Origin of the sequence: Nitrospira sp. SG-bin1, assembly GCA_002083365.1 — a bacterium.
Lineage (GTDB): Bacteria > Nitrospirota > Nitrospiria > Nitrospirales > Nitrospiraceae > Nitrospira_D.
The window spans coordinates 122,310-148,029 of the sequence record LVWS01000043.1; the positions used below are offsets into that span (position 1 = coordinate 122,310).

Consider the following 25,720-nt stretch of genomic DNA (forward strand, 5'->3'; position numbering starts at 1 on the left):
CGTAGCACGGGCGATTCCTGCAGCGGAAGAGCCGGAGGCCTCGGATGAATCCGTCGTTGAAGCTCGGACCGGGAGTTGTTGTAAATGATACGGAACCTTAGTTATACGAACGCTCCATCTCGGTAGAGGAGAAAGAGGTTGACAGAAACAGAACCCATCATCTATTGATAGCAATTATCAAGATCATTGAAGAGGCCAGAGGTCGTGGAGACCGGAGCCCAAGGCGTCGTGACGCCTTGGGCTTTTTTATTGAGCGCGATGGATCATAAGGAGATGGATGATGAGGACTCAAGACACACATCTCGTAGAAGCTGAACTCATAGTTTCACGTGATATTTCTGATGTGGGAACCGCACTGACCCTCTCGTATGTGCAGATCGCCTCTCTGTTTCATCGGTACCGGGAAGAGCTCACACGTCGGCTTGTCGGTATGGTGAAATCACGCGAAACAGCGGCGGACCTCGTGCAGGATACGTATCTGCGGCTGCTTCGGCTTGCCGACACGCACGTTGTTGAGCAGCCGCGTGCGTTGCTCCATCGCATTGCGGCGAATCTGGCGATAGACCATCTGCGGAAAGAGAAGAACGGCGTCCAAACCATCGATGGCATGGATGCCGCAATGGCAGTACCCTCTCAAGCGCCTTCGCCGGAACGGGAGCTGCTCGCCAAACAGCGGCTTCGCCTGTGTCTCCAGGCGATCGGGCAGCTTCCTCCGCGCAGCCGTGAAGCGTTCGTGCTGTGCCGAGTGTATGGGTATTCCTATCAAGAAATCGCCGCACGCATGAACATCTCGGAGAGCGGGGTGGAAAAGCTACTGATGCGTGCGCTGGATCAAAGTTGTGAGGCTCTCGACGCAATAGACCGCCGCCAGTGAGGATCTTGGTCCGTTGAATCGTCACACTGTATACTGGCTCCGGTCTCGTCGCTCACCTGCGACAAGACCGGCTTATGCAGAATACGAATGATTCAGATAACATGGTGCTTTCGGAGGAAGAAGCCCGGCTCAGGAAAGAAGCCGTAGCTTGGGTCATTCGTCTGCAGAACAGCGGCCGATCGCAGGAGGACCATCGAGCGTTCAAGGCCTGGCAGGCGCAGAGTCCTCGGCATGCCCTCCTGTACCATAAGGTCTCTCGATTATGGGAGAGTCCTGAGCTGAGCGCGGCTGCGGCTGTTGCGGCTGGGGTAGGGGCGTCCGGGTTCAAGGCAAAGCCTGTCTTCGCTCTACGATGGCCGATTCTGGCTGCCGCGTGCATTGTGTTGGCGGCTATCCTAGCCGATCATGTTGATGTAACCACAGGCTGGCAGGCCGATTATCGGACCGGATCCGGAGAGCGGCGCACGGTTGAGTTACCGGACCGCTCGATTGTCACGCTCAATACGCAATCAGCGATCGCGCTCTTATTTGACGACGGGGTTCGTCGTGTTCGGCTGCTTAAAGGCGAAGTCCTCTTTAACGTTCAGCAGAATGCAGCCCGTCCGTTTATCGTGGACAGTACCGCAACCGCCGTTCGAGCTGTTGGAACAACCTTCGTCGTCCGGGCACAGTCGAGTGGAGAGCAAATCACTGTCCTCGAAGGGGCCGTCGAAGTTCATTCTCACGGTCAGACCACTTCTCCGGTAGCGGTCACAGCCGGATCGCAGATCCGGACGGAGCATGGCCACATGGGTCGACCGCATTCTGTCAATGTGCCGGTGGCCTCTGCCTGGCTGCAGGGACGGCTTATTGTGAATGGCGTGCCGTTTGCCCAAGTGCTGGAAGAGTTGCGACGGTATCATCCAGGCACGATCGTCCTATTGAACCAGCGTGTGGGTGAAACCAACGTGACAGGGACCTATAACGTGGACGATCCCGTTGCCGCGCTTGAGCTGCTTGTCAAAACTGTTCCGGTCTCGATGGTCGGTCTGGCTAATCGTTTCGTTCTTCTCTTCTAATTTTTTCAAAAACATTTCCTGTGCATCGAAACAGGTGAGGGAATGCCTATTTTTCTGCGTCTCCTAAGGGATGGTTCAGAACAGGAGGCGTTTGGGATCATGAAACGGCAAGCAATGAACGACCACGAAAACTGTGTTTCACACTCTCAAGAGGAGAGGGCAGGGTGGATATATCCATCATGGCTGCGGCGATTCAGCTTGGTCTTGTTCCTTTTTACTCTCGTGGTGCCTGTAGCGGGCGATATTTTTGCTCAAGACAATGTTTCCACTGGGGCGCCAAGCGTTCCTCTCGAGTTCAATATACCCACGCAACCGCTTGGCAGTGCGTTGAATGCCTTCGCCGAGGCCACTGGTTGGCAGGTCAGTGTTCCAACTGAGTTGATCGCCGGCAGGATCTCATCCGGCATCAGCGGCAAGTGTACCCCGGAGGAGGCGCTGCAAGTGCTGTTGACCGGAACAGGACTGACTTATCGCGTGACCGGAGCCAATGCCGTGACGCTCGTGCCGGGCGCTGATCCACCCGCTGCGACTTCTCCGGTGCTGGGGGAGGAGAGGGGAACGTCACCGGATCCGGCAGGTGAGTCGATGGCGATTGCTCAGCAAAAGCCGATCAAGGTCCCGGAAGTCACGGTGAAAGAGGTGAAAATGCGGAATCAAGGCTATACGGCCGAGGACGCGTCAACTGCCATGAGGATTCCGGTGCCCATCCATGATATTCCCCGCTCCGTCGAAGTAATTACGCGGCAGGTCATGGAGGATCAAAAAGTGATTCGCATGAATGACGCGTTGCGGAACGTGAGCGGCGTGTTTCTGTCACAATCGCAAGGTGGAAGAGGCGGCCAGTTCATGATCCGTGGGTTCACGTCAACTTTGAATGTGTTCAAGAACGGGTTCCGCGATGACAGTACGTTCGGTTCGCGGGTGTCACGCGATATCATCAACCTTGAAAGCATTGAGGTCGTGAAGGGCCCCCCATCCTACCTCTATGGCCGTTCCGATCCGGGAGGTGTGATCAATCAGATCACGAAGGCTCCCCTAAAAAGCTCATATTATGCCCCCGAAATGATTTTTGGAAGTTACAACCTGTACCGTCCGACCATCGATGTCGGCGGGCCGCTGAATGAGAGCAAAACGCTGACCTATCGGTTCAACGGCATGTATGAGTCGGCAGAGAGTTTCCGGGAAGGCGTGAAGACCGACCGAGTCTTTCTGGCCCCCACGATCGGGTGGGAGATCGGACCGCGCACGACCTTTCGGTTCGAAGGCGAATATTTATATGATAAGACGCCGATTGATCGCGGCATTGTTGCGCTGGGTGGCGGGCCGGCGCCCATTCCGATCAGCCGCTTTCTTGGCGATCCGACTCGTCGACTGGAGTCGCATGGTGGAAAGGCCACACTGATACTGCTTCATGAGTTGAATGCTCAGCTTCGGTTGCGCAGCGCCTTTCGCGCAGCCGTCACGCGTGAAAACTACTCGAGTCTCGAAGGCTGGGAACTCACTCCGTCCACAGGCGTGCTGTCGCTGGTGCGTTTTGAACTGCCTTCGACCAATCAGTCGCACTATTGGCAGAATGAACTGCTAGGGTCATTCACGACCTGGTCGGTCAAACACAAGAGTATCCTTGGCGTGGAGCTGGGACGAGAAGTGCAATCGCAGCAGTTCCGGAGCGATTTTGCGGCGCTGGGCGGGTTTATCAATATATTTAACCCGGCGCAGCGCCTCTTTGCCGATGGCCCACTTCCTTTTGCGGATAATTTTCTCAGCACGAACAGCATTCTGGGCGTCTATGCAGGGGACCAGATCGACCTCTTGCCGAACCTGCACGTCCATCTGGGTGGGCGATATGATGTGATTGAGCAAAAAGAGAGGAGCCGGCCGGATGACTTCGATCCTACAACGCGAGGGACTAATACGACGGAAACCGCGTTCAGCCCCTCCATCGGAGCCGCGTATCAGCCTTGGCCGTGGGTGTCGATCTTTGCCAACTACACGGAATCCTTTGCCCCGCAGTTCGCGGGAGCGCGCAGCTTCACGGGAGACATCTTTCGACCTGAACGGGGGAAAGCCATCGAGGGTGGTCTGAAGTTTCAGGCGGCGGGCGGGCGGCTCCGCTCGACCCTGGCTGGCTTCAATATTACCAAGCGGAATGTGTTGACGACCGATCCCGTCAATGGCCCGTTCTTCTCGGTCACCGCGGGCGAGCAGCGCAGCCGGGGGTTCGAATTCGATCTGAACGGGGAGATCTGGCCAGGCTGGAACATCATTGCAACCTACGCCTATACGGACGCGAAGGTCACAGAAGACAATACTTTCGCCATCGGGAGTAGGCTCGCGAATGTGCCGCTGCATCAAGGGAGCCTGTGGACGACGTACTTTCTCCAGGAAGGACTTGCCAAGGGGTTGGGGGCGGGGGTCGGAATCTATGCGCAGGGACGTCGTCAGGGGATCAACACATGCCAGAATCCGGCAGATTGCGGAACGCCGTTTGACATGCCCGGTTTTGTCCGGTTGGATGCGGCAGTGTACTACCGAAAACCGGAACTGTTCCACAGGACGAATCTCTTGGCGGCCATAAATTTCACCAATCTGCTCGATCAGCGCTACTTCACGGGCTCTCAGTTCTCCGGCCTGGCCCTGTATCCCGGTGCTCCGCTGACCGTGATCGGTTCGGTGAAACTGGAGTTCAATTAGTCAAACTGTTCGAGGTGAAATGGAGGACAGTTCTTGACCTTGTACTGCTCTCGGCCAATCAAACGGGAGAGGTGCAAAACCAAGAACCGACCATCCACTTGCACGTTGCACGCACTCATTCGGGTGCTGTTCGCGCTAGTCCGTCTTCGCCCGATTAGCCCAGATCCCTCCGGCGATCACGAGGAGCATCAGCGCCTGTGGCACAAGGGTCTGCAGGGTCGGGTGGATGCCCAGTAAAGGCAGTGAGACGAAGCGAATCCTTGTCACGTCCAACACACCTGCCTCTTGCAGGGCCGCAATTCCGTTACCGACAAAGACGATGGCCATCAAGGCCAGCAGGATCGAGGAAATCGTGAAGAACGGACCGATCGGCAGGCGCACGCTGTAACGAAGAATCACGCCACTGATCAAGACCAGCATCAGCACCGCGGCCACGATGCCCCACAGCACCGCTTCATGCCTATCGACGCCGGCCTGCGCCCACAGCGTTTCGTAGAAGAGAATCACCTCGAAGATCTCGCGGTAGACGACGAGGAACGAGATGCCGGCCATGGCCCACAGTGTGCGCATGCCCAGCGCCACGGTGATCTGTTCGCGGATGAAGCGGTTCCAGGCTTGCGCGTTCGAGCGGCTGTGCAACCACCAGCCGACATAGAGCAGCATGGCCGCGGCCAGCAAGGCGGTGATGCCTTCGGTCAATTCGCGGCCGACGCCCGACATCTTCAGCGCGTAGCCGGCGATTCCCCATGTGACACCCCCCAACGCGACGGCTCCGATCCATCCGGCGTGGATATAGGGCAAGGCCTCCTGTCGCTTGGTTTTGACGACGAAAGCCACAATAGCCGAAACCACAAGGATCGACTCCAGTCCTTCGCGTAACAGGATCACCAGGGAACTGGCAAAGGCCGCACTCGGTGACAGATTACTTCCAGAGAGCGCGGTGTCCGCACGGTCGAGCAGCGCGATGACTCGTACCGACTGCGCCGTCACGGCCTCGGACGGTCGCCCTTCACCGATGGCCGAGCGGAGCGCGATCATCTCACGTTCTGTTTCAAGGCGTAGCGGCGAGTCTACGTTGTCTAATGTCGATTCGATTAACTCGAACCCTTCGAGGTAGGCCGCGATCGCGAGGCGCCGCGCGCTGTCTCGATCGCCTTTCGCATAGGCCCGCGATGCCTCTTCGAGCTTGGCGCGCGAGAAGGCGAGTGGTGTGTGAACCATGGTCTGCAGCGCATCGGGATGCCGGGTCAGGTAGGCGCGCACGGCGTCCATTGGCGAGTCGGCGGCGGCCTGTTCGCCGGGGGGTGTCATCACCAGCGCGCGGAAACTATTGAACGTTCCTTTCCCTTCGCCTTGCCGCCACAATGCCTCTCCCTTCGCCAGTATATCGGAATCCGCGCGCAGGCCACCGACAAAGAAAGCCAAGGCCCAGCAGTCGGCCTCGGAAAAATCGGTGTAGGCGCGCATCGGCGTGCCGCCCACGCCGAGCGAGATGGTGTTGTAGAGGCCGTACAGGCTGCGCTGGCGCATGCGAGCGTCATCGTGAAAGTTGCGTGGTGCTGGTTCCATCCCGGTCGACAGCGGTCCGTCGCCCCGCCCCTGCGAGCCGTGGCATCCAGCACAATGCTGCGCAAAGAGTTTTGCACCTTGCCGGAGGTCGGGAGGCTGTCGCGGAGCCACGCTCAGCGCCCATGCCTGGATTACGCCGAGACGCAGCCGGCCGGCGAGCGCCGAAATCTCGCTACCCGACGCCGTGGCGTCGATCTGCGCGAGCAGTCCGCGAGCCTGCTGCAGGAGCGCCGGCTGTTCCGGCACGGCGGGCAATTTATTGAGGAGCGTGACGGCCTGAATGGCGAACTCTCGCTGTTCCGTGTATTCGTCGGCATTGACGACCGTGCCATCCTGCACACACTCCGGGTAATCCACGGCGATGTAATCGAGCATGTGGACGATGGTCTGTGCCTTCTCGTCGTCAGCCGGCGAGGCCATGGCAACGCCGTGCAGGCTTGCGGTCACCAGCACCGTGACCAGCCACCATGGCAAAGGGCTCAATAATAAGAAAATACGCATGGGCGTTATCGCGTCGGACTTCCTGGACATGTGCGCCTCTCCGGGGTTACCCAGAGTTGCACGTCGCTCGGACCCATCCGAGTCCGGCGCACGACAGCGAGTTGAAAGGCATTTGTAAATGAAGACACTGATACAGGACAAGAGGAATTTTAGATTCCGCAAAAGTCCTGTGAAGACTCATTCTATTAGGTTCACTGCATCGTGAACCGAATCCCACCCTAAGAATGTCACTGCGAGGAATCCTAAGGTGATAGTCCTTATTAGTAGGTGAGGTTTCCAATGGTTCATCCGTCTTAGATACGCTAGGGTACCGCCTCGATCGGCTCCGTCTGGAACCTTATGGCGAGGAGAAGAGGCCAGGTATGAACTTGAAAACGTTCACTATTGCCGTCGGGATCGCGGTTTTGACCGTCTTCATGACGATCAAGCTGGGTGGCCGGTCGTCCAGCGAATCACCGACCGCCGCGCCTGGGTCTGATCCGCCTATTCTCGTGGACGTGGTTCCGGTCGTCGCCGGGTCCATCACCGAATCAGTTCAGGCCGTGGGAACGCTGGAAGCGATGGCCTCGATCATCGTCAGGCCGGAGATTGCGGGCGTGATCCGCCGGATCCACTTTAAAGATGGCCAGTTTGTCGCGCGGGCGATCCCCCTAGTCGAATTGGACCCGGAAGAGCTGCAGTCCCAAGCGAATCAGGCGGCGGCGGAGGAAAAAATGACTCAGGTGACGTACGAACGGTTGAAACGGCTGAACGATCAGCAAGAGGTCATTGTGCCGGCTCAACAGATCGATGAAGCCAGAATGGCCTGGCAAGCGGCGACGTCGAACCGCCTGCTGTATGCGGCCCGCCTGAAGAAAACCGTCATCCGTGCGTCGTTCAGCGGAACCGTGGGGCTTCGTCGCGTCTCAGTCGGAGATTATGTCCAGCCGGGGCAAGCCATCGTCAACCTGGAGGACCTGAGTACTCTCCACGTGGATTTCAAGGTGGCTGAAGTCTTGTTGAGTCGTCTCTATATCGGTCAGCAGCTGACCGTCATGACGGAAGCCTTTCCGGGCGAGACGTTCGTGGGTCGTGTAACGGCGATCGACCCGCGAGTCGATTCGACCAATCGTACGGTCGCGGTTCGTGCGGCGATTCCGAATCAGGCCGGTACCCTGCGCCCTGGCCTCTTCGTCACCGTGAAGCTGACCATAGGCGAGAATACCCATGCGTTGCTGATCCCTGAAGAGGCGGAATTTCTGCGGCACGACAAAGCCATGGTGTTTCGGGTCGAGAACCGAACCGCCCGGCTGACGGAAGTCACCGTAGGCCTGCGTGAACGGGGAATGGTTCAGGTCCGCTCGGGCTTGCACGAGGGCGATCATGTGGTCCGGACCGGGACCCACAAGCTCCACGACGGCGCTCTCGTCTCGATCACCTCATCCGAGTAACGACGGAAATCCTGCCTGCTATGAGCGTCACTTCCCAGATTCATCGGGTGCCGTTGTGAACATTTCCGAGACATGCATCCGCCGGCCGGTGTTCGCGATCGTCATGACGCTGTTGCTGATCCTGTTCGGATGTTTGAATTTTCTCCAATTGCCGGTGCGCGAGTATCCCGACATCAGGCCGCCCATCGTCTCGGTGCGGACGGTGTACGCGGGTGCCAGCGCCTCCGTCATCGAGTCGGACGTGACCACGCCGCTTGAGGACTCGCTCAGCGGCATTCAAGGACTTAGGACGATCACGTCGGCGAGCCGCGAAGAAACGTCGTTGATCACGCTCGAATTCGAATTGGGGCGCGATCTGGACGGGGCGACCAACGATGTCCGCGATCGGGTGTCCCAGATTCGCCCGCTGCTGCCGCTGGGCATTCTCGAACCGCATATCGAAAAGGCCGCGGCCGAGAACACGGAAATTCTGTGGATTGCCGTCTCCAGCGACCGCCATTCCGAGCTGGAAATGTCCGACATCGCCGACCGGTTCATCAAGGCGCAGTTGGTGATGATTCCCGGAGTGTCGGCGGCATACCTCGACGGCGAACGGCGCTATGCCATGCGGATCTGGTTGGATCCAGAGCGGCTCGCCGCTCGACGTTTGACCGTTCAGGAGGTCGAAGAGGCCATCCGCAACCAGAACGCCTCGATCCCGGCCGGCCGTATCGAGAGCGGTCAAATGGAATTCGGTGTGTCGCTGAAGGGCGCGTTGAACTCGCCGAAACAGTTCGAATCGCTGATCGTAGCCTACCGTGATGGGTATCCGGTTCGCGTGGAGGATGTGGCCCGTGTCGAACTCGGCGCGGAGGATACCCGCAAACTCGGGCGATTCGACGGCCAGCCGTCGCTGGGTGTTTCCGTGTCTCGCCAGTCCATGGCCAATACGTTGGCCGTGGCGCGCGCGGTCAAGGAACGGCTTCCGGCCATCGCGGCGGGACTGCCGGCCGGCATGCATATGACGCTCGCCTGGGACAGTTCGACCCCGATCGAACAGTCGCTGCATGAAGTGTATGTGGCCTTGGGGCTGTCGCTGACTCTCGTCGTGCTGGTGATCTTCTGTTTCCTGGGGAGCGTGCGCGCCACGCTCGTGCCTGCCGTGGCTATTCCGGCCTCGATCATCGGCACCTTCACGGTCATGGCGGTGACCGGCTGTTCGTTGAACGTGCTGACCCTGCTCGGACTCGTGCTGGCCATGGGACTCGTGGTGGACGACGCCATCATCGTGCTGGAGAACATTCATCGACGGATCGTCGCCGGCATGTCACCTGTACGGGCGGCCATCGAAGGTACGAACGAAATCGCCTTTGCCGTCGTCGCGACGACCATTTCGCTGGTGGCGGTCTTCGTCCCCATCGCCTTTCTGACCGGAATCGTAGGTCAACTGTTCGCCGAATTGGCGATCGCCGTCACGTCGGCCGTGCTCTTGTCGGGCTTCGTGGCGCTGACCCTCACGCCGATGATGTGCGGACGCTTGCTTCGCCGTGACATTGGATCGATCCGGTTTCAATCGGCGGCACGGCTGGCGGACGATGTCGTTCAACGCTATCGTCATGGATTGACATGGGTCATGAACGCACGGGCGGTCATCGTCCTCGTCGCGATCGGAGCGAGCCTCGCGAGCCTGTCCATCGTGAATCGACTCCCGTCCGAGCTGGCCCCGTTCGAAGACGCGGGGTGGTTCTCCGGCTTTCTCACCGCGCCCCAGGGCGCGACGCTCCGATATACCGATACCTACGCCAAGGAATTGGAATCGTTGCTCAAGACGGTCCCCGAGATTACACACATTTATACGATCGTAGCCCGTGGAGACCGTCCGACGAGAGTCAATCGAGCCGAGAGTTGGATCACCTTGAAGGATTGGAACGATCGTACCAGGAGCGTGCAGGAGATCATCGCAAGTGTGAATCAACAACTCGGCAAGTTGGCCGGCGTGAAGGCCTACTTATTGAATCCTCCTGCTATCGGGGAATGGTCCGATAAGACGCCCGTGCAGTTCGTCCTTGGAGGATTGGACTATCAGGAGTTGCAGCGGGTTGCGGAAACCATGATGGCACGGCTGGCGGACCATCCCGGATTCCTGACGCCCGAAATGGATTTAGCGTTGAATACTCCGCATGTGGCCGTCGAGATGCATCGGGACAAGGGGGCGGACCTCGGCGTATCGGTCATGACCATCGGACGGACGCTCGAGACATTGCTCAGTGGAAGGCCGGTGAGCACCTTCATACACAACGGCCGACAGTACAAGGTGATCGCCAAAATCGACGACCGGCAACGCGAGACACCGTCGGACATCAGTCGGCTTTATGTTCGGGGAAATGACGGCGCATTGGTCCAACTCAACAATGTCGTCACGATCAGTGAAGTGCCCGCTCCGGAAGCCCTGAATCATTTCGATCGCATGCGCGCCGTCACGGTCAGCGCGGGTCTGGCCGACGGCTTTACGCTGGGGCAGGCCTTGCACTATTTGGATGAAACGGCAAAGGACGTCATCAAGCCCGGTATGAGGACGGCCTACGCCGGAGAGTCGAAGATGTTCGCGGAGAGCAATCGAAACCTGTATGTCACGTTCGTGCTGGCGTTGGCGGTGATCTTCCTCGTACTGGCGGCGCAATTCGAGAGTTTCCGGCATCCATGGACGATTCTTCTTGCGGTGCCCCCGGCTCTGTCGGGGGCGGTACTGTCTCTGGCGGCGATCGATGGAACTCTCACGATCTATAGTCAAATCGGGTTGGTCATCTTGATCGGGCTCGTCACGAAGAACGCGATTCTCATCGTAGAATTCGCCAATCAGCTTCGTGACAAAGGGCTCGATGTGTCCCGGGCGGTCATTGAAGCGGCCGCGTTACGACTTCGTCCGATTTTGATGACGACCTGTGCGACCATCCTCGGAGCTTTGCCGCTCGCACTGGCCACCGGTGCAGGGGCCGCGGGCCGACGACAGATCGGGGTCGTCCTCGTCGGAGGGCTTTTCGTTTCCACCCTTGTGACGCTGATACTGGTTCCAGCCGGCTATAGGATCCTTTCTGCAGGCGCGAAGGGACTTGAGACCGATGGGACGTGGCAGCCTCATGGTCTTCATGGCGCAAACCGCGATATCGATCCGCGATCTGCCGCCACCACTGACTTACGCGAAAGCCCCTCGGCTTTCGACTCGGGAAGATCGGCCGATGCAGGACCGCTTATGTAGTGTGGAGCACGTCGGGTAGTCTCGTCACCAGAAGGAATAGGGTCGTAGGCTTCGAGAGAGCGATCGATCACTTCATAGAGCCGATGTTGTGCCGGTTCTCCGGCGGAGACGCTGGTCATGGGAAGGTGTTATGGACTCTCGATTTTCGGTTCACCCAGGGCTCGCAGCGGTGATGATCGTTGGGATGTGTGGCCTTGTGTCTCCATCTCGGAGTTGGAGCGAGGATGTCATCCCACCGGCTCCTCTTGAGGAACGTCATAAAGCGGTGTCGCTGGCGGATGCGGCGGTTCGCGCGCTGCAGAACAACCTCGACATCAGCATCAGTCGCCACACCAAAGAGAGTCGATTGACCGACATCGTCGTCGAACAAGCGAAGTTCGATCCCACGGTGAGTGTGAACGGTCAGTATCTCCGAACGGTCGATCCTCTCAATCGGCCCGTATTCGGGGCGACCGGGTTTCAGCTCAACCGGATCACGAAGTTAGACCAGCGCAACCATGTGTTGAGCGTCGATGCCGCGACCAAACCTCTTGACGGGGGCACGGTGGACGTGAGTTATCGCCCGGCGCGAAACAGTGTGAATCAGGATCTCGCCGAAGGATTCCTGTTCAACCCTGCCTGGACAGGCGGGTTGACGCTCACGTTCAATCAGCCGCTGCTCAAGAATGCCGGGATCTCGATCAATCCGACCTTCATCAAGGCCGCCCAAAAACAATGCGGTCGTCGAACAGCACATTTTCGGGATCGGGTCCTGACCGTCATTGCGTCGGTCGAACAAAACTATTGGGAACTGGTGTTTGCGAGGGAGAACGTGAAGGTCGCCCAAGCTGCGTTGAAGGCGGCTGAAGAGCTCTTGGCGAACAATCGTGCCAAGCCAAGGCAGGAGTCATGTCTGTCGTCGATGTGCTCCAGGCCGAGGCCGCCGTCGCTTCCAGAGTGGAACAGGTCTTGATAGCCGAGAAAATCATTCGCGATGAAGAAGATCAACTGCGGACCATCTTAAATCCAGGCGAAGCCGAACTGCGGCAAAATGTGCGCGTCACGCCCATCGACGCCCCCGTCGTCTATCTCGAACCCCTCAGTCTCGAAGCGGCCATCGATACGGCAATCGAGCAGCGCCCGGAAATCGTCCAAGCCCAAAAGCATATTGAGTCCAGCGAGCTCAATAAGCAATTCGCCCGCAACCAGTTGCTTCCCACGCTCTCCACCCAAGGCACAATGGGGCTTTCTGGGCTGGGAAGCGACTGGCAATTCGTTCACCAGAAACTTCAGCGGAGATTTCTATAATTATGGCGCGGGCCTGCTGTTCAGCTACCCGCTCGGCAATCGCGCCGCCATCAGCACCTACACGAGGAGGCAACTGGAAGCCAAGAATGCCGAAATCGCCCTTGAAAGCGTCCGTCACCAATTATCCTCGGCGTTCGTGAGGCCGTGCGTCGGGTCCAGACGGACTTTAAACGAATTGAAACGACTCAGTCGGCGCGCATTTTGGCTGAAAAACAGCTGAGAACCGAACAGGAACGGCTGAAAGTCGGGCTCAGTACCACGCGTTTCGCGCTGGACTTCCAGCGCGACCTGGCGACGGCCCAGGGGAACGAGTTGCGGGCCATCATCGACTACAACAAGTCGCTGTCTAATCTCGCGCGTCACAAGGCCACGACGTTGGACCGCTATCATCTGGAACTGTCGTAGCGTCCCGTGTGATCAACCTGGGCTGCCATCGGCGAGGGGACTCTTGTTCTGTGTGGAGGTGAGGTAATCAGTACGCGATTCGTCTACATAAAGTTGAGCGTGTCTCTCCGTCATGGCTAGGTCTGTGATGAATTGGCTATGTTCTAGAGGAACAGATTTAGCGGCAGGGCCCAGTCTAGGTTGTGTCCAGAGAAGGGGTTGACAGAGACACTCTCCACCATGTATTGATACTAATTATCAAAATCACTATCTGAGACCGACGCTGCGCGATGGTCTCAGTCAGAGGCCAGAGGTCCTTGAAGACCGGAGCCCATGGCTGCCTGTACGGCGGCTGTGGGCTTTTTTCATGTTTGGAAGAGGGTAAGCAAAGATGGATGCACTGAAGCACTTGGTGGATTACGGGATTATCGGGCTCCTGGTCACGCTCAGCCTATGGGCGCTGGCCGTGGCGGTGGAGCGGTGGCTCTACTATCGGCGAGTGACACCGACGCAGTTCGAGAACATACAACTACTGGAAATGGCATTGACCAAACGGCTGATCGTGATTGGCACCGTGGCTGCCAATGCACCCTACATTGGGTTATTAGGAACCGTCTCGGGCATCATGTTGACGTTTCATACGATAGGGACGTCGGGCACGATGGCGGTCGGCACAATTATGGTTGGGCTCAGCTTGGCACTCAAGGCGACGGCCATCGGGCTGCTGGTAGCCATCCCGTGCGTCGTGCTGAACAACATCCTCCGGCGGCGAGTCTCTGAGTTGCTCACGCTGTATAAGGTGCAGCATGGAACGTGAGCTGAATCAGATCAACGTTATTCCCCTGGTCGATGTCATGTTGGTCCTCTTGGTGATTGTCCTGACCACGGCCACGTTCATTTCGACGGGGCAGGTCCCTGTCGAACTGGCGAGAGCCACGGCAGTGAACGACCACAAGGACGTGCCCCTGATGATTACCCTGACGGCCGACGGCCGCCTGTTCCTGAATGATGAACCAATCCCAGGAGATGAGCTGACGGCCGTGCTGACGAAGCATCCGCGTGAGTCCGCGGTCGTGCTCCGGGCTGATCGCGTCACGGTGTTGGAGCGGTTTGTGGGGGTGGTTGATGAGGTGAGAGGGCTTGGTTTTCGACAAGTGAGTTTGGAGGTGCTCCGATCATGACTACTCTGGCGGTCGATCGTCGAAACACAAGTGTGGTGTCCGATCAAACGCATGGGTGGCTGGTGTCGGTTCTACTGCACGGCCTGGGAATCGCGGCATCGCTGCTCGTCGTAGAAGCCATGGAGCCACCGCTTCCGCCGTCGCTGTTTCAATGGGAGATCTCAATGGTGGAAGCGCCGACACACACGGAGTCACAACAGACTGAACCGGTCGTGCAACCGGCGCCCCCTCCTGCCAAGCCGAGTCCCTCCGTCCGACAGACCAAGCCGGTGATCGCCGAACAGCCGCCGGCGCAGCAGGAGGTCACCGTTCCGGTGGAAACGACTCGGATGGTCCAGGACGTGGTCATGAATGCCGAGCCGGTGATGGAGTATGCGGCCGTCGCATCGACAGAGAGTGAACCGGTGACCTCGACCCCTGTCGTGGAGACGCCGGTGGAATCGTCAGAGCGACCCGTGATCGAGGAGACTGCGCCTGTTGAGTCGGTCGCTCCACGCACCGAGCATCGTCCGGTGGAGTATCGGCAGGTGCTTCATCGCGAAACGCGGGCGGATTACGGCTGGCTGAGGGATACGCTCTGGAGCCGCATCGAAGAGCTGAAACGATATCCAGCGCTGGCCCGGATGAACCACTGGGAAGGCAAGGTGGTTGTGTCGGCGGTCATTCGCGATGATGGAGAAGTGATGGGAGTTCAGATCGCCGAAACCTCGGGCCGGGAGGTCTTGGATGCGGAGGCTATGGCGGTGATGAGGAAAGCCTCTCCCTTGAGACTGAAGCACCCTCTCGGTCAACGACAGATCACCATTCTTATCCCCATCAACTATCGATTGGATGGGTGATTCGATCAATAAGGAGAATTGTTATGAATCGCTGGATGATCCCTCGAACGACAATGCATGTGGCGCAAGCCATGCTCGTCATCGGAGCGCTCTGGATGCCTGGCGGCCCGGCCTGGGCACAGAACAAAACGGATGGGAGAGCGGACAAGGCCTTTCACGCCTTCGCCATGGATGCCAAAGGCGTCGAGACGGATCTGAAAAACGTCATTTTCTATTGGGAAGAAAAAATCAGCGAGACATCGTTTGTCCCCCATGAACTCAAAGAAGTGCCGGTCAAGCGAGGGACAGCCACGGTCAAAATCAAATTCGACAGCATCAAGTTCATCGATCTCAAACCGTCCGGGAATGGGTCGTTGCCCAATATCTCCATTACGCTGGCGGACGGCAAGACCGGCGACTTTGTCTTGGCCATCGCGGGCAGCTTCAAGGGGCAATCCGATTTCGGAGAAGTGGAGCTGGCGGCGTCCGAGCTCAAGAAGTTGACGTTCAAATAACCAGGGCCCGCTAGTGCCCACTGCATAAACGATCATCTGTGCGCCTATGGGCAGAGAATGTGAGAGACGTTTCGGATCGGGGGAATTCCGGTATCTATTAATGAGGATGGAAGCGGCGCGCTATGTCGGGAAACGTGAGCGTGCCGGCCAGGAATGTCATGATCGGTTGCCACGATCATGACGGGAAGAGGCGGAGATGGTGACATGAATGAATGCGTTTCACCGGCCAGGGGAACGGACGTCCGGTGCCACTGTGGCAAGCTGATCGCGCGGTGGCAGGGGGAGGAGCTCGTCATCAAGTGTACGCGTTGCGGGCGCTTCGTGACCATTCACCATTCAGCCATCCGAGGAATGCCGCCCAGCGGCTGAATCCGAATCATCGTCGGTAAACTCCCATCAGTAGGTTCTGATCCGGTCCCTGTCCAGCTCGCACTCATTAATGACGGATATGCCGGGAAGTTGTATGGCTCTGTGCCGGTGATTCGTAGGATGTGCATGATGAATCGCAAGGAGACTATTGCGCGGGCGTCGAGTACGACTCATGCGGTTGTGCCCGAGATTCGCCGCATTGACTTGCCGTCTGTCGCGTCCATCCCCCGCCATCCATTCCGCCGCCTGTGGTTGCGTGTACATCTCTATCTTGGACTGTTCGGTGGTGGGCTCTTCGTATTGATGGGCCTCACAGGCAGTTTCTTAGTGTTCTATAAGGCCATCGATGAATGGTTGAATCCGGCACTGCTGACGACGAACGGCTCCGGTCCCTACAAGTCGCTGACTGAAGTGCTCGCGACAGCCCAGGCCGCGGCTCCTCCCGGCGGCCGGCTGGACGGCCTTGAGCTGCCGCCTCACGAAGGCGAGGTTGTTAAAGCTTGGCACAAGGTGCCGACTGACCAACTCGACCAATTTCGGTGGTACCAGGTTACGATTGATCCGTACAGCGGAGCGGTCTTGAGTCGGGATCGAGAATGGGGTGGGTACCTCGTCTCGTTCATCTATGAGTTGCATCGGTCATTGCTGCTGGATGACCCCGGTGAGACGATCGTCGGATTGGTCGCGATCTTACTCCTCCTGTCGATCGGCACGGGTCTATATCTCTGGTGGCCTCGCTCAGAAAAGTTGCGGCAGGCGTTCTTCCCGATCGCCGGAACAAGCCGGATCCGTCGCCATCACCAGGGGCACAAACTCAGTGGAGCATATGGTGCAATCGTGCTGTCAGTGCTCGCGGTCACGGGCTTGTATCTGGTATTCCCAGCTTATGTAATCCCAATCGTCTCCGTGTTTTCCCCGGTCGATGAAGCAGACGACGAACGTTCATTGCAATCCCATCCCAACTCGGGTGCGCCAGCCCTTTCCATCGAGCGAGCAGTCGGTCTCGCCAAGGGACTGTTTCCGCAAGGAGCGGTTACGTTCATCGGTATTCCCCATGAGGTTACGGATGTGTACCATATTTGGGTGCGTCAACCCGGTGATGTCCGAGAATCGAGTGGCAACAGTGTGGTTTCGTTGGATCAGTACAGCGGAACGGTTCTTAAGGTCCGTGATTGGGAGACTTTCAGCGCCGGCGACACCTTTGTGGCGTGGCTCTTTCCGCTTCATAACGGTGAGGCATTCGGTCTTGCCGGCCGATGGGTCGTCTTTGTGTGCGGGTTCGTTCCGCTCATTCTTTATGTGACTGCACTGCGGATGTGGTGGTTGAAGCGACAGGCGCATCGGCGGCAAAAGACGTGTGATGACGACGGGGGGTGACGACTCTCGTGGTGTGAGATGGGTTCGAAAATAGACCAAAGGGGATTGATAACATGTCGTTCACTGGCGCCGGCGAGATCAAAGCGTTTCCGAGTGCGGGGATCGATGGTTTCTTTACGGATCACACCGATCGCGGCATCGCGGCCCGTGACGCCTTTTTGAAAAGCAGTGATAAAGCATGAATGCGCATATGAGCTAGAAGGCAGAACGTAGTTCCTCTCTCTGAACCAGAATCCGAGCACGGGCGCAAGCCGATAGATGCGATTGAGCGGTATGTGATGACAGAAGCCCGCTGGAAGCGTCCGGAGGGCTGTTGAAAGGCGCGAGCTGCTGTTCTGCATCGTGCCTGTGAGGCTATGGGGGGAGCACCGCGTCTGTCGTGGCGAGAATCGCCCGGATTTTTGGAGGTATCGGCCCGTCGAAAGTCAGATCAGATTCGCGCTCTCAGCTCGCGTACCCCACGCCCGATCTTCCGCCGGATGAGCGTTCGCAGCGTCACCCCATTTGCATAACCGACCAGTGCGGCAATCTCGTCAACACTGGCGTCGCTGGTCTGCAGCAGATGAATCGCTCGTTCGACACGAAGATCCTGAAAGTATGCGAGTGGAGACTTGCCCATCACGGATTGCAGACGGCGTGCCAGCGTCCGTGGGCTTGTGGCGACGGCACGAGCTGCTTCACAGAGAGAAAAACCGTCAGGCAATTGCCGCCGTGCCCACCGCTCAAACCGCTCGACAAACGAATCCGAGTAAGCTAGGTGATCGGGAATGGCAAACGCCGCCTGAGACGGCCGCGGGTCGACGACGAGGTAGCGAGCGGTCAGGGACGCCAATGTTGGGCTTCGGCGTCGCAGCAGCCATAGCGCCAGGTCGAGGTGTGCCAGCGCAGCGCCGGCAGTCACGCAGCGCGAGGCATTGACGATCATTCGTGATTCGTCGAGCTTGACATGCGGATACCGTTCACGGAAGAACGGGGCGAGCCACCAAGACGTCGTTGCATGGTGGCCGTTGAGCAGCGATGATCCGGCGAGGACAAACGTGCCGGTGCAAGCTGCGCCGACGAGGGTGCCACGGGTAGACCATGCACGGAGCAACGCTTGTGCATCGGCTGTCTCTCGCCGTTCAAGTGCCGTTCGCAATGTGTCGGGCTGCTTCGCCCCGATGGCTGGAACGAGTACAACATCGGGATGGGGAAGTCCTGACGTCGACTGCGCCGGTACCGACAACCCCTGGCTCGTGCGGATACGGGATCGAACACCAACGATCGTCACATCGAAGCGAGTGGATGATGTCCCGGCGGATTCCGCCAGAGCGTTTGCCACGCTGAACGTGTCGAGAAGGGTGGACAAGCCTGTGTCGAACACTTCAGAGAGAGTCAGCACGTAAATCCGCATGGCGAGAACTGTATCATAATTGTCATTCTTGCCACTAGTTCATTCGGGATGCTGTGCCTAGAATACGCCTGCCATTATCCACAACATTGGAAAGGAAGGCCATCATGGTACGAGTTGGATTATTAGTGCGATTGCATCCCAAGCCGGGAAAGGAAGCCGAGGTCGCCAGCTTTCTTGAGAGTGGGCTTGCTCTGGCGAATCAGGAAGCCGCGACGCCAATTTGGTTCGCACTGCGGTTGGGGCCGTCGACATTCGGCATCTTCGATGCGTTTGCCGATGAGGCGGGCCGCAAAGCGCATCTGGCCGGGCAGATTGCTGCAGCGCTGATGGCGAAAGCGTCGGAGTTGCTGGCTGAACCACCCCACATCGAACAGGTCGATGTGCTTGCAGCAAAGATTACGCAGTGACGCGGTCGCAAGACATAGGTGGATACCAGTGGAACCCGTTGGTAACCGTTCCGGTGACGCACCGTTGGAGAAGAGGGTGTCGCTAGGGTGCGCAATGTGGCGAAGGATCAAATGACTTGTACGGAAGTGGAGTCGAGGTAGCGATCCTCGCGGACTATCACCCGTCACCGTGCGCATCCCGAGTCATCAGCGACTGTCGTGGAGGGTCTCGCTTTCTCTTTATAATTGATCGGTTCGTCCGACGGTATCATCGGTCCCAGGCCTTCTTGCCCCGTTTCAGCAAAGCCTTGAACAGCCGTTTCATCCCTTTGCGGACGGTGTCTCGACGAAGGTGTTGTCGTTCAGCCATGCGTCCTGCGACAAATCCGGCGCGCACACTCGTCGAGTACTTCAAGAATTGACGGATGTGACGCTCCGCCTGAATCGCATCTTGATGGATACCCAGGGCATCCTGGACTGCACGCGCCGACTCGATAAAACGGCCGGCAGGTTTGCCCACCGAGGGGCGAGCTAGTTCCGCCGCATAGCGGGCTCGCTTAGTCTTGATGCGGATCTTGTGCAATTGGGCGTCCGATGGAGAGGAGGCGAGCCGGCCGATCGCCTTGCGCAGGTGCTTGAATGTTCGTCTGGCGAGTTGCCGCACGGTCAGGGGAGATTCCACGACCGAGGGGTTCTGTGCCGCTTGTCGCAGCCGTCGGATGAGTTCGAGATAGCGGGCGCTCGTGAGCTCACTGACGAGGATTTGCTGAACGGCCTCTCGTTGAGAGCACAGATGGGCGATAAATTTGGCCAACAGTTTGCGGTCCCGTACGTTCAATCCGGCTGCTTCTTCCGTAAAGTAAGTGATCTGGACATCGAGATCGCGGGCCGTCCCCAGAAGGTCGCTGAGCCAATCGAGCTCCTGTTGCAGGGACGTCACCCAGGCAGGACGAAGAATCGGTTGAGCTGTGCGGAGCACCGCACGCAGGCGTCTCGTTGCGACCCGCAGTTGATGCAGGCTCTCGTTTTCGGCGCCGAGCCTTGTGCCTGGGTCATGGGCAAGGAGCCATCCAACATGTGTGGCTACCGCCCACTTCACGTGCTCAAGCACCGGCGCCCTCGCGTCAGGCGGGGAAGGGGGGGTGGGGACTGGGAGCGAGAGGGCCCGAAAGAACTTTGGCCGTCCGTCATGATCGGAAGCACCGGCTTCGCGCATGTGCTGTTCGAGGGAGCGAAGCGCGGCCGCATCGCCCTGCCGCTGTTCGATTTCGAGTTCGCGAAAGCGTTGAATGGCGGATCCGTTCATTTTTTCGACCGACACCGTGTCCAGGACGATCTCAGCGACGGGTATTCGGCCATGACGCACCAGGAAGCCCCTTCGCCAGACGCGCAGCGTCAGGACTGGCACCAATTTCCGATGTCCAAGGTGGAGAATCAGTAAGCCGCGCAGCGAGGCTGGAGGTTCGGTCTGGTCGCCCGCCGCTTCCACTTCTTGCCGGTCGTCACCCAACGGAATTTTAAGCTGCCATGTCCTTTTCCCCTGATCTATCCGATAACGCAAGGTGATCCGTGCGTGAGCGAGGTCATATGCCGTCGTGTCGTAATAAATCGAGGTGACCTGACGACGAGGCAGAGGAACGCCCGGCAGTCGAGGCAGACGAAAATCCGGAGTGATGAGCAACTTAATTAATTTCACGTTCCAGAGCCGCCGCGATACGGGGAGAACGAAGCCGATCATGGAAACGGTTGTCAGGTCGAGACATCGGAATTATACGGTAAGGTATGATGTCCCTTAGTGTCATCGCCTAAGGGAGAGAAATGCAACTGCCGCAGCCCGCAAGTAGATGACCCCTATCGAGATTGTGGACATCGAGGAGCACATCGGGAATGGGAATGGCTGCAGCGCAGCGGAGGCGAGGTACAACTGGTACGCCGGCATTTTGGTGAGGAACAGAATCAACATGCGGGTTTGGTACGGTCAATCGCCATATGACCAGTCTCATGTCGAGTACGTCGCTGTTTCGCACATTTCTCAGTGGCCTACTGTAATGCGGGACTAATGGAGGGGGTTGACAAGGCTTGTCTATAATGATATTGAGAACTCATATCAATTGTGAGGAGAGGCGTACTGAGAAGTATACGGATTATGTAGTACGCGCTGTTAAGTAGCGAGGCCAGAGGTCGACAAGACCGGAGCCCAAGGTGTCGAAGGACGACCCTTGGGCTTTTTTATTGCCTCGCAATTCGAAGCAGCGCCGACAGGATGCGAGTGTCGGCGCATGTCAGGGGGGGGATATGCAGAGAATCTGTACCAAATGCGGAGAGATGTTGATTGGGGAACTGCCGATGGATTTCTACCAGGGAAGGCATTGGAAGTGCGTGAACTGCGGTTGGTATCGCGAGGAGGCGCTCGTGTGGCCTGGCCGGCCTATCCTCCCGGTGCATCGCCGTACGTACAGGTAAGAACAACTCACACGGACAAGGAGAAACGCAACGTGGAAAAACTGCTCAGAACGGATCAGCCGATGAAACTGGTGTTATGCGATTGCGGTGGGCTTCGCCTCATAAGCGGAGCAATGACCATTCACTTTTCACGCGAGGAGTTTCAGGCGTTTGCGGCAGCGGTTGGGCGCCTTGCATCGATTGTGGCACAGCCCTCTCTCGGTCAAACGTCGCAAGCCACCCGATCTGGCGCGAGTGAAGTGTGTCACTAAGGGAGATCTTGAGGAGTTGACCGAATTGAATCAATCCGTGTGTTGATGACATTGACCTAAAGGATGGCGCATGACGAGACGAGACTTTCGCATCCACGACGCTCTCCCCGTGTTCCTCAGTTTGGCGACCGCGATCGCCATTTTGGTCGCCGCGACCGTAGGGATATGGGTGTGGTCGAGTGTCCTAGAGCGGGCGGCCGGAGTGACGATTGAAAGAGATGTAGGTCTGCCGTAGTGGCGACAATGGGCTCCTTGTTTCGCAAGATGTAGCGGCATCACAGACAAGTATTTCACCCACATCCTCAGGTCGGTGATTGGCTGAAACGAGCGTGAGGAAGACGGGTGTGCCCAACGTCCAGCTGGCGGGCGCCTGTGCGACATGTGGACAAAAACAGGTTTCTTAGAGCCAAGTTTCTGTAAACGCCTGACGAATACGTACCAAGGTTGAATGCAATGAAAGGAGCATCGTGAACCAACCGATCGATAGACCGCGAAGCGGTCGAGGGAAATCCTGTGTCATCTTCTGCCTGGTCTGTGTACTGACCAACGTTTCATGGGCCGAGCCTCCGCCGCCGACAGCGTCACCGATCGAACGCGCGGCAATGATGTTTGACATCCAGCGGCAGTCTCTCCGAGGTGCGTTGGACGCCTTTGTCCGCCAAAGCGGTTGGCAAGTGGTGTACAGCGAGCACATGGTGGAAGGAATGGAGAGCGATGGCGTCTCCGGTGAGATGCCGCCGGAAACGGCGCTTGCGGAACTCTTGTCACGTTCCAGGCTCGGCATTCGCATGACTGCACCTCGTGCCGGCACGTTGGTGTCGGAGGCATCCGATACCGACGTGTCAGCGGATGAAACTTCGCGTGTGTCGTCCGATCCGCTGCACGAATCTGAGGAGGACGTTCTTGTCAAGAAGCCCGTCACGGTTCCGGAGATCGTCGTGCAAGATGTGAAAGAACGAGGCTATGTGGCGGAGGACACGCGGACCGCGACCAAGAGCGATATTCCATTGATCGAGACGCCGCAGTCCATCACCGTCATCACGCGCGAGCGTATGGTGGACCAAGAGGTGCATACACTCGCCGAAGCCTTGCGGTACACGCCGGGTGTGCAAGCGGAGACGTTCGGGTTTGAACCACGATTCACATGGCTCCGGTTTCGGGGATTTGACGCCACCACCGACGGCTTGTTCAAGGATGGCTTGCAATTACGGAATCCCGGATTCGCCCTGGGGTACAACCTGGAGCCATACGGCGCCGAGCAGATCGACGTCTTGCGCGGACCGGCGTCGTTCTTGTACGGGCAAGGGAGTCCCGGTGGGTTGCTCAACTATATCTCAAAGCGTCCTACCACTACGTCCCTCCGGGAGCTTCAATTCTTGGCGGGGAATTTTGGTCGATACGAGGGACGGATGGATTTGGGCGGGAGACTAACCGACAGCGATGCCTTCAGCTATCGGTTGACCGGCCTCTTTCGGGAAAGCGGCACGCAATTCGACCATGTCCCGAATGATCGTGTGTATATCGCACCGGCGTTCACCTGGCGGATCAGTTCCGAGACACAGGTGACGTTTTTTGTGAATTACCAGAAGGACACGCTGGGCAGTTCGCAAGCATTCCCCGCCGAAGGATCACTGCGGTTCAATCCCAACGGCCGTATCGCGCGTCATCGTTTTACGGGACAACCCGGAGTGGACAAGTATGATCGCGTGGAATCGTCATTCGGGTATGAACTGCGGCATCAGTTGCCTGGGAACTGGAGCTTCCTGCAGAAGTTTCGGTACAACCAGACGCGGGTGGACGATGTCACGGTGTTCAGCAGTTCATTCGACGCCGATCTGCGCACCGTGCAACGCGGTGTCTTCGGGAGTTTTGGAAATCTGACCTCATTCGCTCTCGACAATCAGGTGCACGGCTCCTTCGGAACCGGCCCGTTCCATCACCGGGTCGTGGGCGGTCTCGATTTCCAGCGAATCGGGGTACATTCTCGGCAAACGTTTGCAGGCGCGTCTCCCATCGACATTTTCAATCCGCACGATTTCGGCGCATCGTTTCTTCCGCCTCCGACATTTCTGGATCAGCAGACGACTCAGTTTCAAACCGGCCTGTATGTCCAGGACCAGATCAAATTTATGGATCATTGGCTTCTCACAGTGGGAGGCCGGCACGATTGGACCAGCAACAAAATCAAGAACAACCTGACGGGTCTCACAAGCGAGCAGGATGATCAGAAAGCCACCGGCCGCGCCGCTTTGACCTATCTATTCGACAGCGGGTTGGCGCCTTATGCCAGCTGGTCGACGTTCTTTCTACCATCGATCGGGATAAACGCCTCCGGGCAGCCTTTTACGCCGGAGACCGGCCGACAATATGAATTCGGGATCAAGTATCAGCCGCCGGGCACCCGCAGTTTGTTCACAGTCGCGCTGTTCGACCTGACGAGGGAAAACTACGTGCAGTTCGATCCTGGCACCTTTCTGCCGGTGCAGCGCGGGAAGGCGCGCTCCCGTGGGTTGGAGCTGGAAGGATTGATGAGCTTCAAGTCGGGGATCGATCTGATCGCCTCCTATACGTTCTTGGACAATGAGGTGCTGGAAACTGTTAATCCCGCCGAGAAAGGGAAACGACTCGTGCAGACACCGGCACAGTTTGGGTCGATCTGGGGAAGGTACACCGTCCAAAGCGGAATGTTCAAGGGGTTGGGGATCGGGGGTGGAGCGCGATACACAGGGTCAACCTACGGCAATGAGACCAACACCTTCAATGTGCCGAGTTTCGTGTTGGGAGACGCGATGGTGGATTATGTCTGGAAGAATTACCGACTCGCGGTCAACGTCAACAATCTCTTGAACCAGGATCATTACGGATGTTTTACGCGAAGCGGGAGCGATTTCTGCAGTCCCGGCGCGCAACGGACCGTGGTGGGGAGCATCACGTATCGGTGGTGATGATTGGACCACGAGGCAGCACGCTTCGCGATGCGGTCGCTTGACTTGAGGCGACAGAAACTGTTAAATGCAAACAACTTGCATTACAGAATGCCAATGGCCACTTCAATTGTCGATAGTCTCAAAGCGGGTGGGAAGAAGCTCACGAAGGCCAGAAAGGCCATTCTCGCCGTTCTTGAGCGAAACACACTCCCGATCACTGCCGCCGAGGTGCATGCGGGTTTGGTCAAGGCCAGAACGGATGTCGATCTTGTGACGGTCTACCGCAACCTTGCGATGCTCCAAGAGTTGGGTCTCGTGAATGCCGTCGGGTTTCACGAAGGACAGATGCGCTATGAAGTGGTTCATGGACGGGCCCATCATCACCATATTCAATGCCGAGGCTGTGGGAAAATCATTGATCTGATGCTGTGCCCGTTGAAAAAGTTGACGAAGCTCATCGAGGAGCAGACTAAATTTGCCGTAGACGGTCACGCTCTTGAATTTTTTGGTTGGTGTCCGCAATGCCGATGACTCGACTGATAGGTGTAGGTAGCAGGTGGACTCTTGTCGTCGGTTATGTATTGTTGGTGCTGACGCTCCATCCGTTGCTGCTGGAACATACCTTTGCCGCCGGAACGAGTCATGAACATTCCGATCAGGATGTCTGTGCCTGGCTCGACCATGCCGCCAGTGCTGGTCTCCATTCTGTTACGCCACCGCCTGTGCTCCTTCCCGTTATTGTCGCACCTCCGTCTCGTGTCGAGGTCGCTTTCAGGTACATCTCCCGTCCTTTTGATTCTGTCCGCGGTCCTCCTTCCTTCAGCTCGTAATTATCCAGTTCTACTGTTGAGTGGCTGTGGATTGTTCTCTGCACCTTATGCGGGGAAGATCGGGTAGTTGTCGCTTTCCGCCTCCCGGAAACCGGCACTCAAGGGGTTGGGCGTTCTTCAGTACCCTGAAGAATGGCATCCGATCTTCTCCTGCAGAATGTGTCCGAGGAGTTTTTCA

At 57.8% G+C, this 25,720-nt stretch carries 22 protein-coding genes and 1 pseudogene; 19 read left to right on the forward strand and 4 right to left on the reverse strand.

Going from position 1 to position 25,720, the window contains the following annotated elements:
- The first annotated feature begins 280 nt into the window (after positions 1–280).
- From A4E19_09000 to A4E19_09010, 3 genes are all read left to right on the forward strand, one after another.
- On the forward strand, positions 281–874 hold the full coding sequence (locus A4E19_09000) for a hypothetical protein (protein ID OQW30872.1): 594 nt from the start codon (positions 281–283) through the stop codon (positions 872–874).
- A gap of 101 nt (positions 875–975) precedes the next feature.
- A complete protein-coding gene (locus A4E19_09005) occupies positions 976–1,932 on the forward strand; it encodes a hypothetical protein (GenBank protein OQW30873.1) in 957 nt (318 codons plus the stop codon).
- Positions 1,933–2,031: 99 nt separating this feature from the next.
- Positions 2,032–4,626, forward strand: coding sequence for a hypothetical protein (locus A4E19_09010; protein ID OQW30874.1), 2,595 nt, complete (start codon positions 2,032–2,034; stop codon positions 4,624–4,626).
- A gap of 135 nt (positions 4,627–4,761) precedes the next feature.
- Here A4E19_09010 and A4E19_09015 read toward each other — a convergent pair whose 3' ends face one another.
- Complete coding sequence (locus tag A4E19_09015) at positions 4,762–6,696, reverse strand: cytochrome C (protein ID OQW30875.1); 1,935 nt, start codon at positions 6,694–6,696, stop codon at positions 4,762–4,764.
- A 362-nt stretch (positions 6,697–7,058) separates the two neighbouring features.
- On the opposite strand from A4E19_09015, the gene A4E19_09020 reads away from it, so the two are divergent.
- The 10 genes and pseudogenes from A4E19_09020 to A4E19_09065 all read left to right on the forward strand — a co-directional run bounded on the left by A4E19_09020 (position 7,059) and on the right by A4E19_09065 (position 17,292).
- The gene (locus A4E19_09020) at positions 7,059–8,126 is read left to right on the forward strand and encodes a hypothetical protein (GenBank protein ID OQW30876.1); all 1,068 of its coding nucleotides are present in this window, start codon (positions 7,059–7,061) and stop codon (positions 8,124–8,126) included.
- Between the two features lie 55 nt (positions 8,127–8,181).
- A pseudogene (locus A4E19_09025) lies at positions 8,182–11,217 on the forward strand (multidrug transporter AcrB).
- Positions 11,218–11,545: 328 nt separating this feature from the next.
- Positions 11,546–12,313 carry a hypothetical protein gene (locus A4E19_09030; protein OQW30877.1) on the forward strand — a complete coding sequence of 256 codons (768 nt, stop codon included), beginning with the start codon at positions 11,546–11,548 and terminating at the stop codon, positions 12,311–12,313.
- A complete protein-coding gene (locus A4E19_09035) occupies positions 12,265–12,648 on the forward strand; it encodes a hypothetical protein (protein OQW30878.1) in 384 nt (127 codons plus the stop codon). Before A4E19_09030 ends, A4E19_09035 begins: the two co-directional genes overlap by 49 nt.
- A 144-nt stretch (positions 12,649–12,792) precedes the next feature.
- A complete protein-coding gene (locus tag A4E19_09040) occupies positions 12,793–13,053 on the forward strand; it encodes a hypothetical protein (protein ID OQW30879.1) in 261 nt (86 codons plus the stop codon).
- Positions 13,054–13,423: 370 nt separating this feature from the next.
- On the forward strand, positions 13,424–13,849 hold the full coding sequence (locus A4E19_09045) for a TonB-system energizer ExbB (protein OQW30880.1): 426 nt from the start codon (positions 13,424–13,426) through the stop codon (positions 13,847–13,849).
- A complete protein-coding gene (locus tag A4E19_09050) occupies positions 13,839–14,213 on the forward strand; it encodes a hypothetical protein (protein OQW30881.1) in 375 nt (124 codons plus the stop codon). Before A4E19_09045 ends, A4E19_09050 begins: the two co-directional genes overlap by 11 nt.
- Positions 14,210–15,052 carry a hypothetical protein gene (locus tag A4E19_09055; GenBank protein ID OQW30882.1) on the forward strand — a complete coding sequence of 281 codons (843 nt, stop codon included), beginning with the start codon at positions 14,210–14,212 and terminating at the stop codon, positions 15,050–15,052. The genes A4E19_09050 and A4E19_09055 overlap by 4 nt, the downstream gene beginning before the upstream one ends.
- A gap of 23 nt (positions 15,053–15,075) precedes the next feature.
- Entirely contained in the window at positions 15,076–15,546 is a 471-nt protein-coding gene (locus A4E19_09060; protein OQW30883.1) for a hypothetical protein, read from the forward strand.
- A gap of 498 nt (positions 15,547–16,044) precedes the next feature.
- Entirely contained in the window at positions 16,045–17,292 is a 1,248-nt protein-coding gene (locus tag A4E19_09065) for a hypothetical protein (protein OQW30884.1), read from the forward strand.
- A 430-nt stretch (positions 17,293–17,722) separates the two neighbouring features.
- Here A4E19_09065 and A4E19_09070 read toward each other — a convergent pair whose 3' ends face one another.
- A complete protein-coding gene (locus A4E19_09070) occupies positions 17,723–18,685 on the reverse strand; it encodes an AraC family transcriptional regulator (protein ID OQW30885.1) in 963 nt (320 codons plus the stop codon).
- A gap of 104 nt (positions 18,686–18,789) precedes the next feature.
- Between A4E19_09070 and A4E19_09075 the strand changes: the two genes are divergently transcribed.
- Positions 18,790–19,092, forward strand: a complete 303-nt coding sequence (locus A4E19_09075; protein OQW30886.1) for an antibiotic biosynthesis monooxygenase — start codon at positions 18,790–18,792, stop codon at positions 19,090–19,092.
- A gap of 247 nt (positions 19,093–19,339) precedes the next feature.
- On the opposite strand, the gene A4E19_09080 is transcribed toward A4E19_09075, so the two are convergent.
- Complete coding sequence (locus tag A4E19_09080) at positions 19,340–20,809, reverse strand: hypothetical protein (protein ID OQW30887.1); 1,470 nt, start codon at positions 20,807–20,809, stop codon at positions 19,340–19,342.
- A gap of 106 nt (positions 20,810–20,915) precedes the next feature.
- On the opposite strand from A4E19_09080, the gene A4E19_09085 reads away from it, so the two are divergent.
- Together A4E19_09085 and A4E19_09090 are read left to right on the forward strand one after the other, a co-directional pair.
- A complete protein-coding gene (locus tag A4E19_09085) occupies positions 20,916–21,131 on the forward strand; it encodes a hypothetical protein (protein ID OQW30888.1) in 216 nt (71 codons plus the stop codon).
- Between the two features lie 219 nt (positions 21,132–21,350).
- The gene (locus A4E19_09090) at positions 21,351–21,785 is read left to right on the forward strand and encodes a hypothetical protein (GenBank protein ID OQW30889.1); all 435 of its coding nucleotides are present in this window, start codon (positions 21,351–21,353) and stop codon (positions 21,783–21,785) included.
- Between the two features lie 400 nt (positions 21,786–22,185).
- Here A4E19_09090 and A4E19_09095 read toward each other — a convergent pair whose 3' ends face one another.
- Complete coding sequence (locus A4E19_09095) at positions 22,186–22,401, reverse strand: hypothetical protein (GenBank protein ID OQW30890.1); 216 nt, start codon at positions 22,399–22,401, stop codon at positions 22,186–22,188.
- Between A4E19_09095 and A4E19_09100 the strand changes: the two genes are divergently transcribed.
- The 3 genes from A4E19_09100 (at position 22,388) to A4E19_09110 (ending at position 25,542) form a co-directional block, all read left to right on the forward strand.
- A complete protein-coding gene (locus A4E19_09100) occupies positions 22,388–24,730 on the forward strand; it encodes a hypothetical protein (GenBank protein ID OQW30891.1) in 2,343 nt (780 codons plus the stop codon). The two genes, A4E19_09095 and A4E19_09100, sit on opposite strands and share 14 nt — an antisense overlap.
- 96 nt (positions 24,731–24,826) lie before the next feature.
- Complete coding sequence (locus tag A4E19_09105; protein ID OQW30892.1) at positions 24,827–25,243, forward strand: hypothetical protein; 417 nt, start codon at positions 24,827–24,829, stop codon at positions 25,241–25,243.
- Positions 25,234–25,542, forward strand: coding sequence for a hypothetical protein (locus tag A4E19_09110; protein OQW30893.1), 309 nt, complete (start codon positions 25,234–25,236; stop codon positions 25,540–25,542). Before A4E19_09105 ends, A4E19_09110 begins: the two co-directional genes overlap by 10 nt.
- Positions 25,543–25,720: the final 178 nt, after the last annotated feature.

What these genes read in the sequence shown, in the direction of transcription:
- A4E19_09000 (OQW30872.1), top strand. Translation starts at nt 281, where the DNA reads ATGAGGACTCAAGACACACATCTCGTAGAAGCTGAACTCATAGTTTCA.
- A4E19_09005 (OQW30873.1), top strand. Translation starts at nt 976, where the DNA reads ATGGTGCTTTCGGAGGAAGAAGCCCGGCTCAGGAAAGAAGCCGTAGCT.
- A4E19_09010 (OQW30874.1), top strand. Translation starts at nt 2,032, where the DNA reads ATGAAACGGCAAGCAATGAACGACCACGAAAACTGTGTTTCACACTCT.
- A4E19_09015 (OQW30875.1), bottom strand. Translation starts at nt 6,696, where the DNA reads ATGCGTATTTTCTTATTATTGAGCCCTTTGCCATGGTGGCTGGTCACG.
- A4E19_09020 (OQW30876.1), top strand. Translation starts at nt 7,059, where the DNA reads ATGAACTTGAAAACGTTCACTATTGCCGTCGGGATCGCGGTTTTGACC.
- A4E19_09030 (OQW30877.1), top strand. Translation starts at nt 11,546, where the DNA reads ATGTGTGGCCTTGTGTCTCCATCTCGGAGTTGGAGCGAGGATGTCATC.
- A4E19_09045 (OQW30880.1), top strand. Translation starts at nt 13,424, where the DNA reads ATGGATGCACTGAAGCACTTGGTGGATTACGGGATTATCGGGCTCCTG.
- A4E19_09050 (OQW30881.1), top strand. Translation starts at nt 13,839, where the DNA reads ATGGAACGTGAGCTGAATCAGATCAACGTTATTCCCCTGGTCGATGTC.
- A4E19_09055 (OQW30882.1), top strand. Translation starts at nt 14,210, where the DNA reads ATGACTACTCTGGCGGTCGATCGTCGAAACACAAGTGTGGTGTCCGAT.
- A4E19_09060 (OQW30883.1), top strand. Translation starts at nt 15,076, where the DNA reads ATGAATCGCTGGATGATCCCTCGAACGACAATGCATGTGGCGCAAGCC.
- A4E19_09065 (OQW30884.1), top strand. Translation starts at nt 16,045, where the DNA reads ATGAATCGCAAGGAGACTATTGCGCGGGCGTCGAGTACGACTCATGCG.
- A4E19_09070 (OQW30885.1), bottom strand. Translation starts at nt 18,685, where the DNA reads ATGCGGATTTACGTGCTGACTCTCTCTGAAGTGTTCGACACAGGCTTG.
- A4E19_09075 (OQW30886.1), top strand. Translation starts at nt 18,790, where the DNA reads ATGGTACGAGTTGGATTATTAGTGCGATTGCATCCCAAGCCGGGAAAG.
- A4E19_09080 (OQW30887.1), bottom strand. Translation starts at nt 20,809, where the DNA reads ATGATCGGCTTCGTTCTCCCCGTATCGCGGCGGCTCTGGAACGTGAAA.
- A4E19_09085 (OQW30888.1), top strand. Translation starts at nt 20,916, where the DNA reads ATGACCCCTATCGAGATTGTGGACATCGAGGAGCACATCGGGAATGGG.
- A4E19_09090 (OQW30889.1), top strand. Translation starts at nt 21,351, where the DNA reads ATGTCAGGGGGGGGATATGCAGAGAATCTGTACCAAATGCGGAGAGAT.
- A4E19_09100 (OQW30891.1), top strand. Translation starts at nt 22,388, where the DNA reads ATGATGTTTGACATCCAGCGGCAGTCTCTCCGAGGTGCGTTGGACGCC.
- A4E19_09095 (OQW30890.1), bottom strand. Translation starts at nt 22,401, where the DNA reads ATGTCAAACATCATTGCCGCGCGTTCGATCGGTGACGCTGTCGGCGGC.
- A4E19_09105 (OQW30892.1), top strand. Translation starts at nt 24,827, where the DNA reads ATGGCCACTTCAATTGTCGATAGTCTCAAAGCGGGTGGGAAGAAGCTC.
- A4E19_09110 (OQW30893.1), top strand. Translation starts at nt 25,234, where the DNA reads ATGCCGATGACTCGACTGATAGGTGTAGGTAGCAGGTGGACTCTTGTC.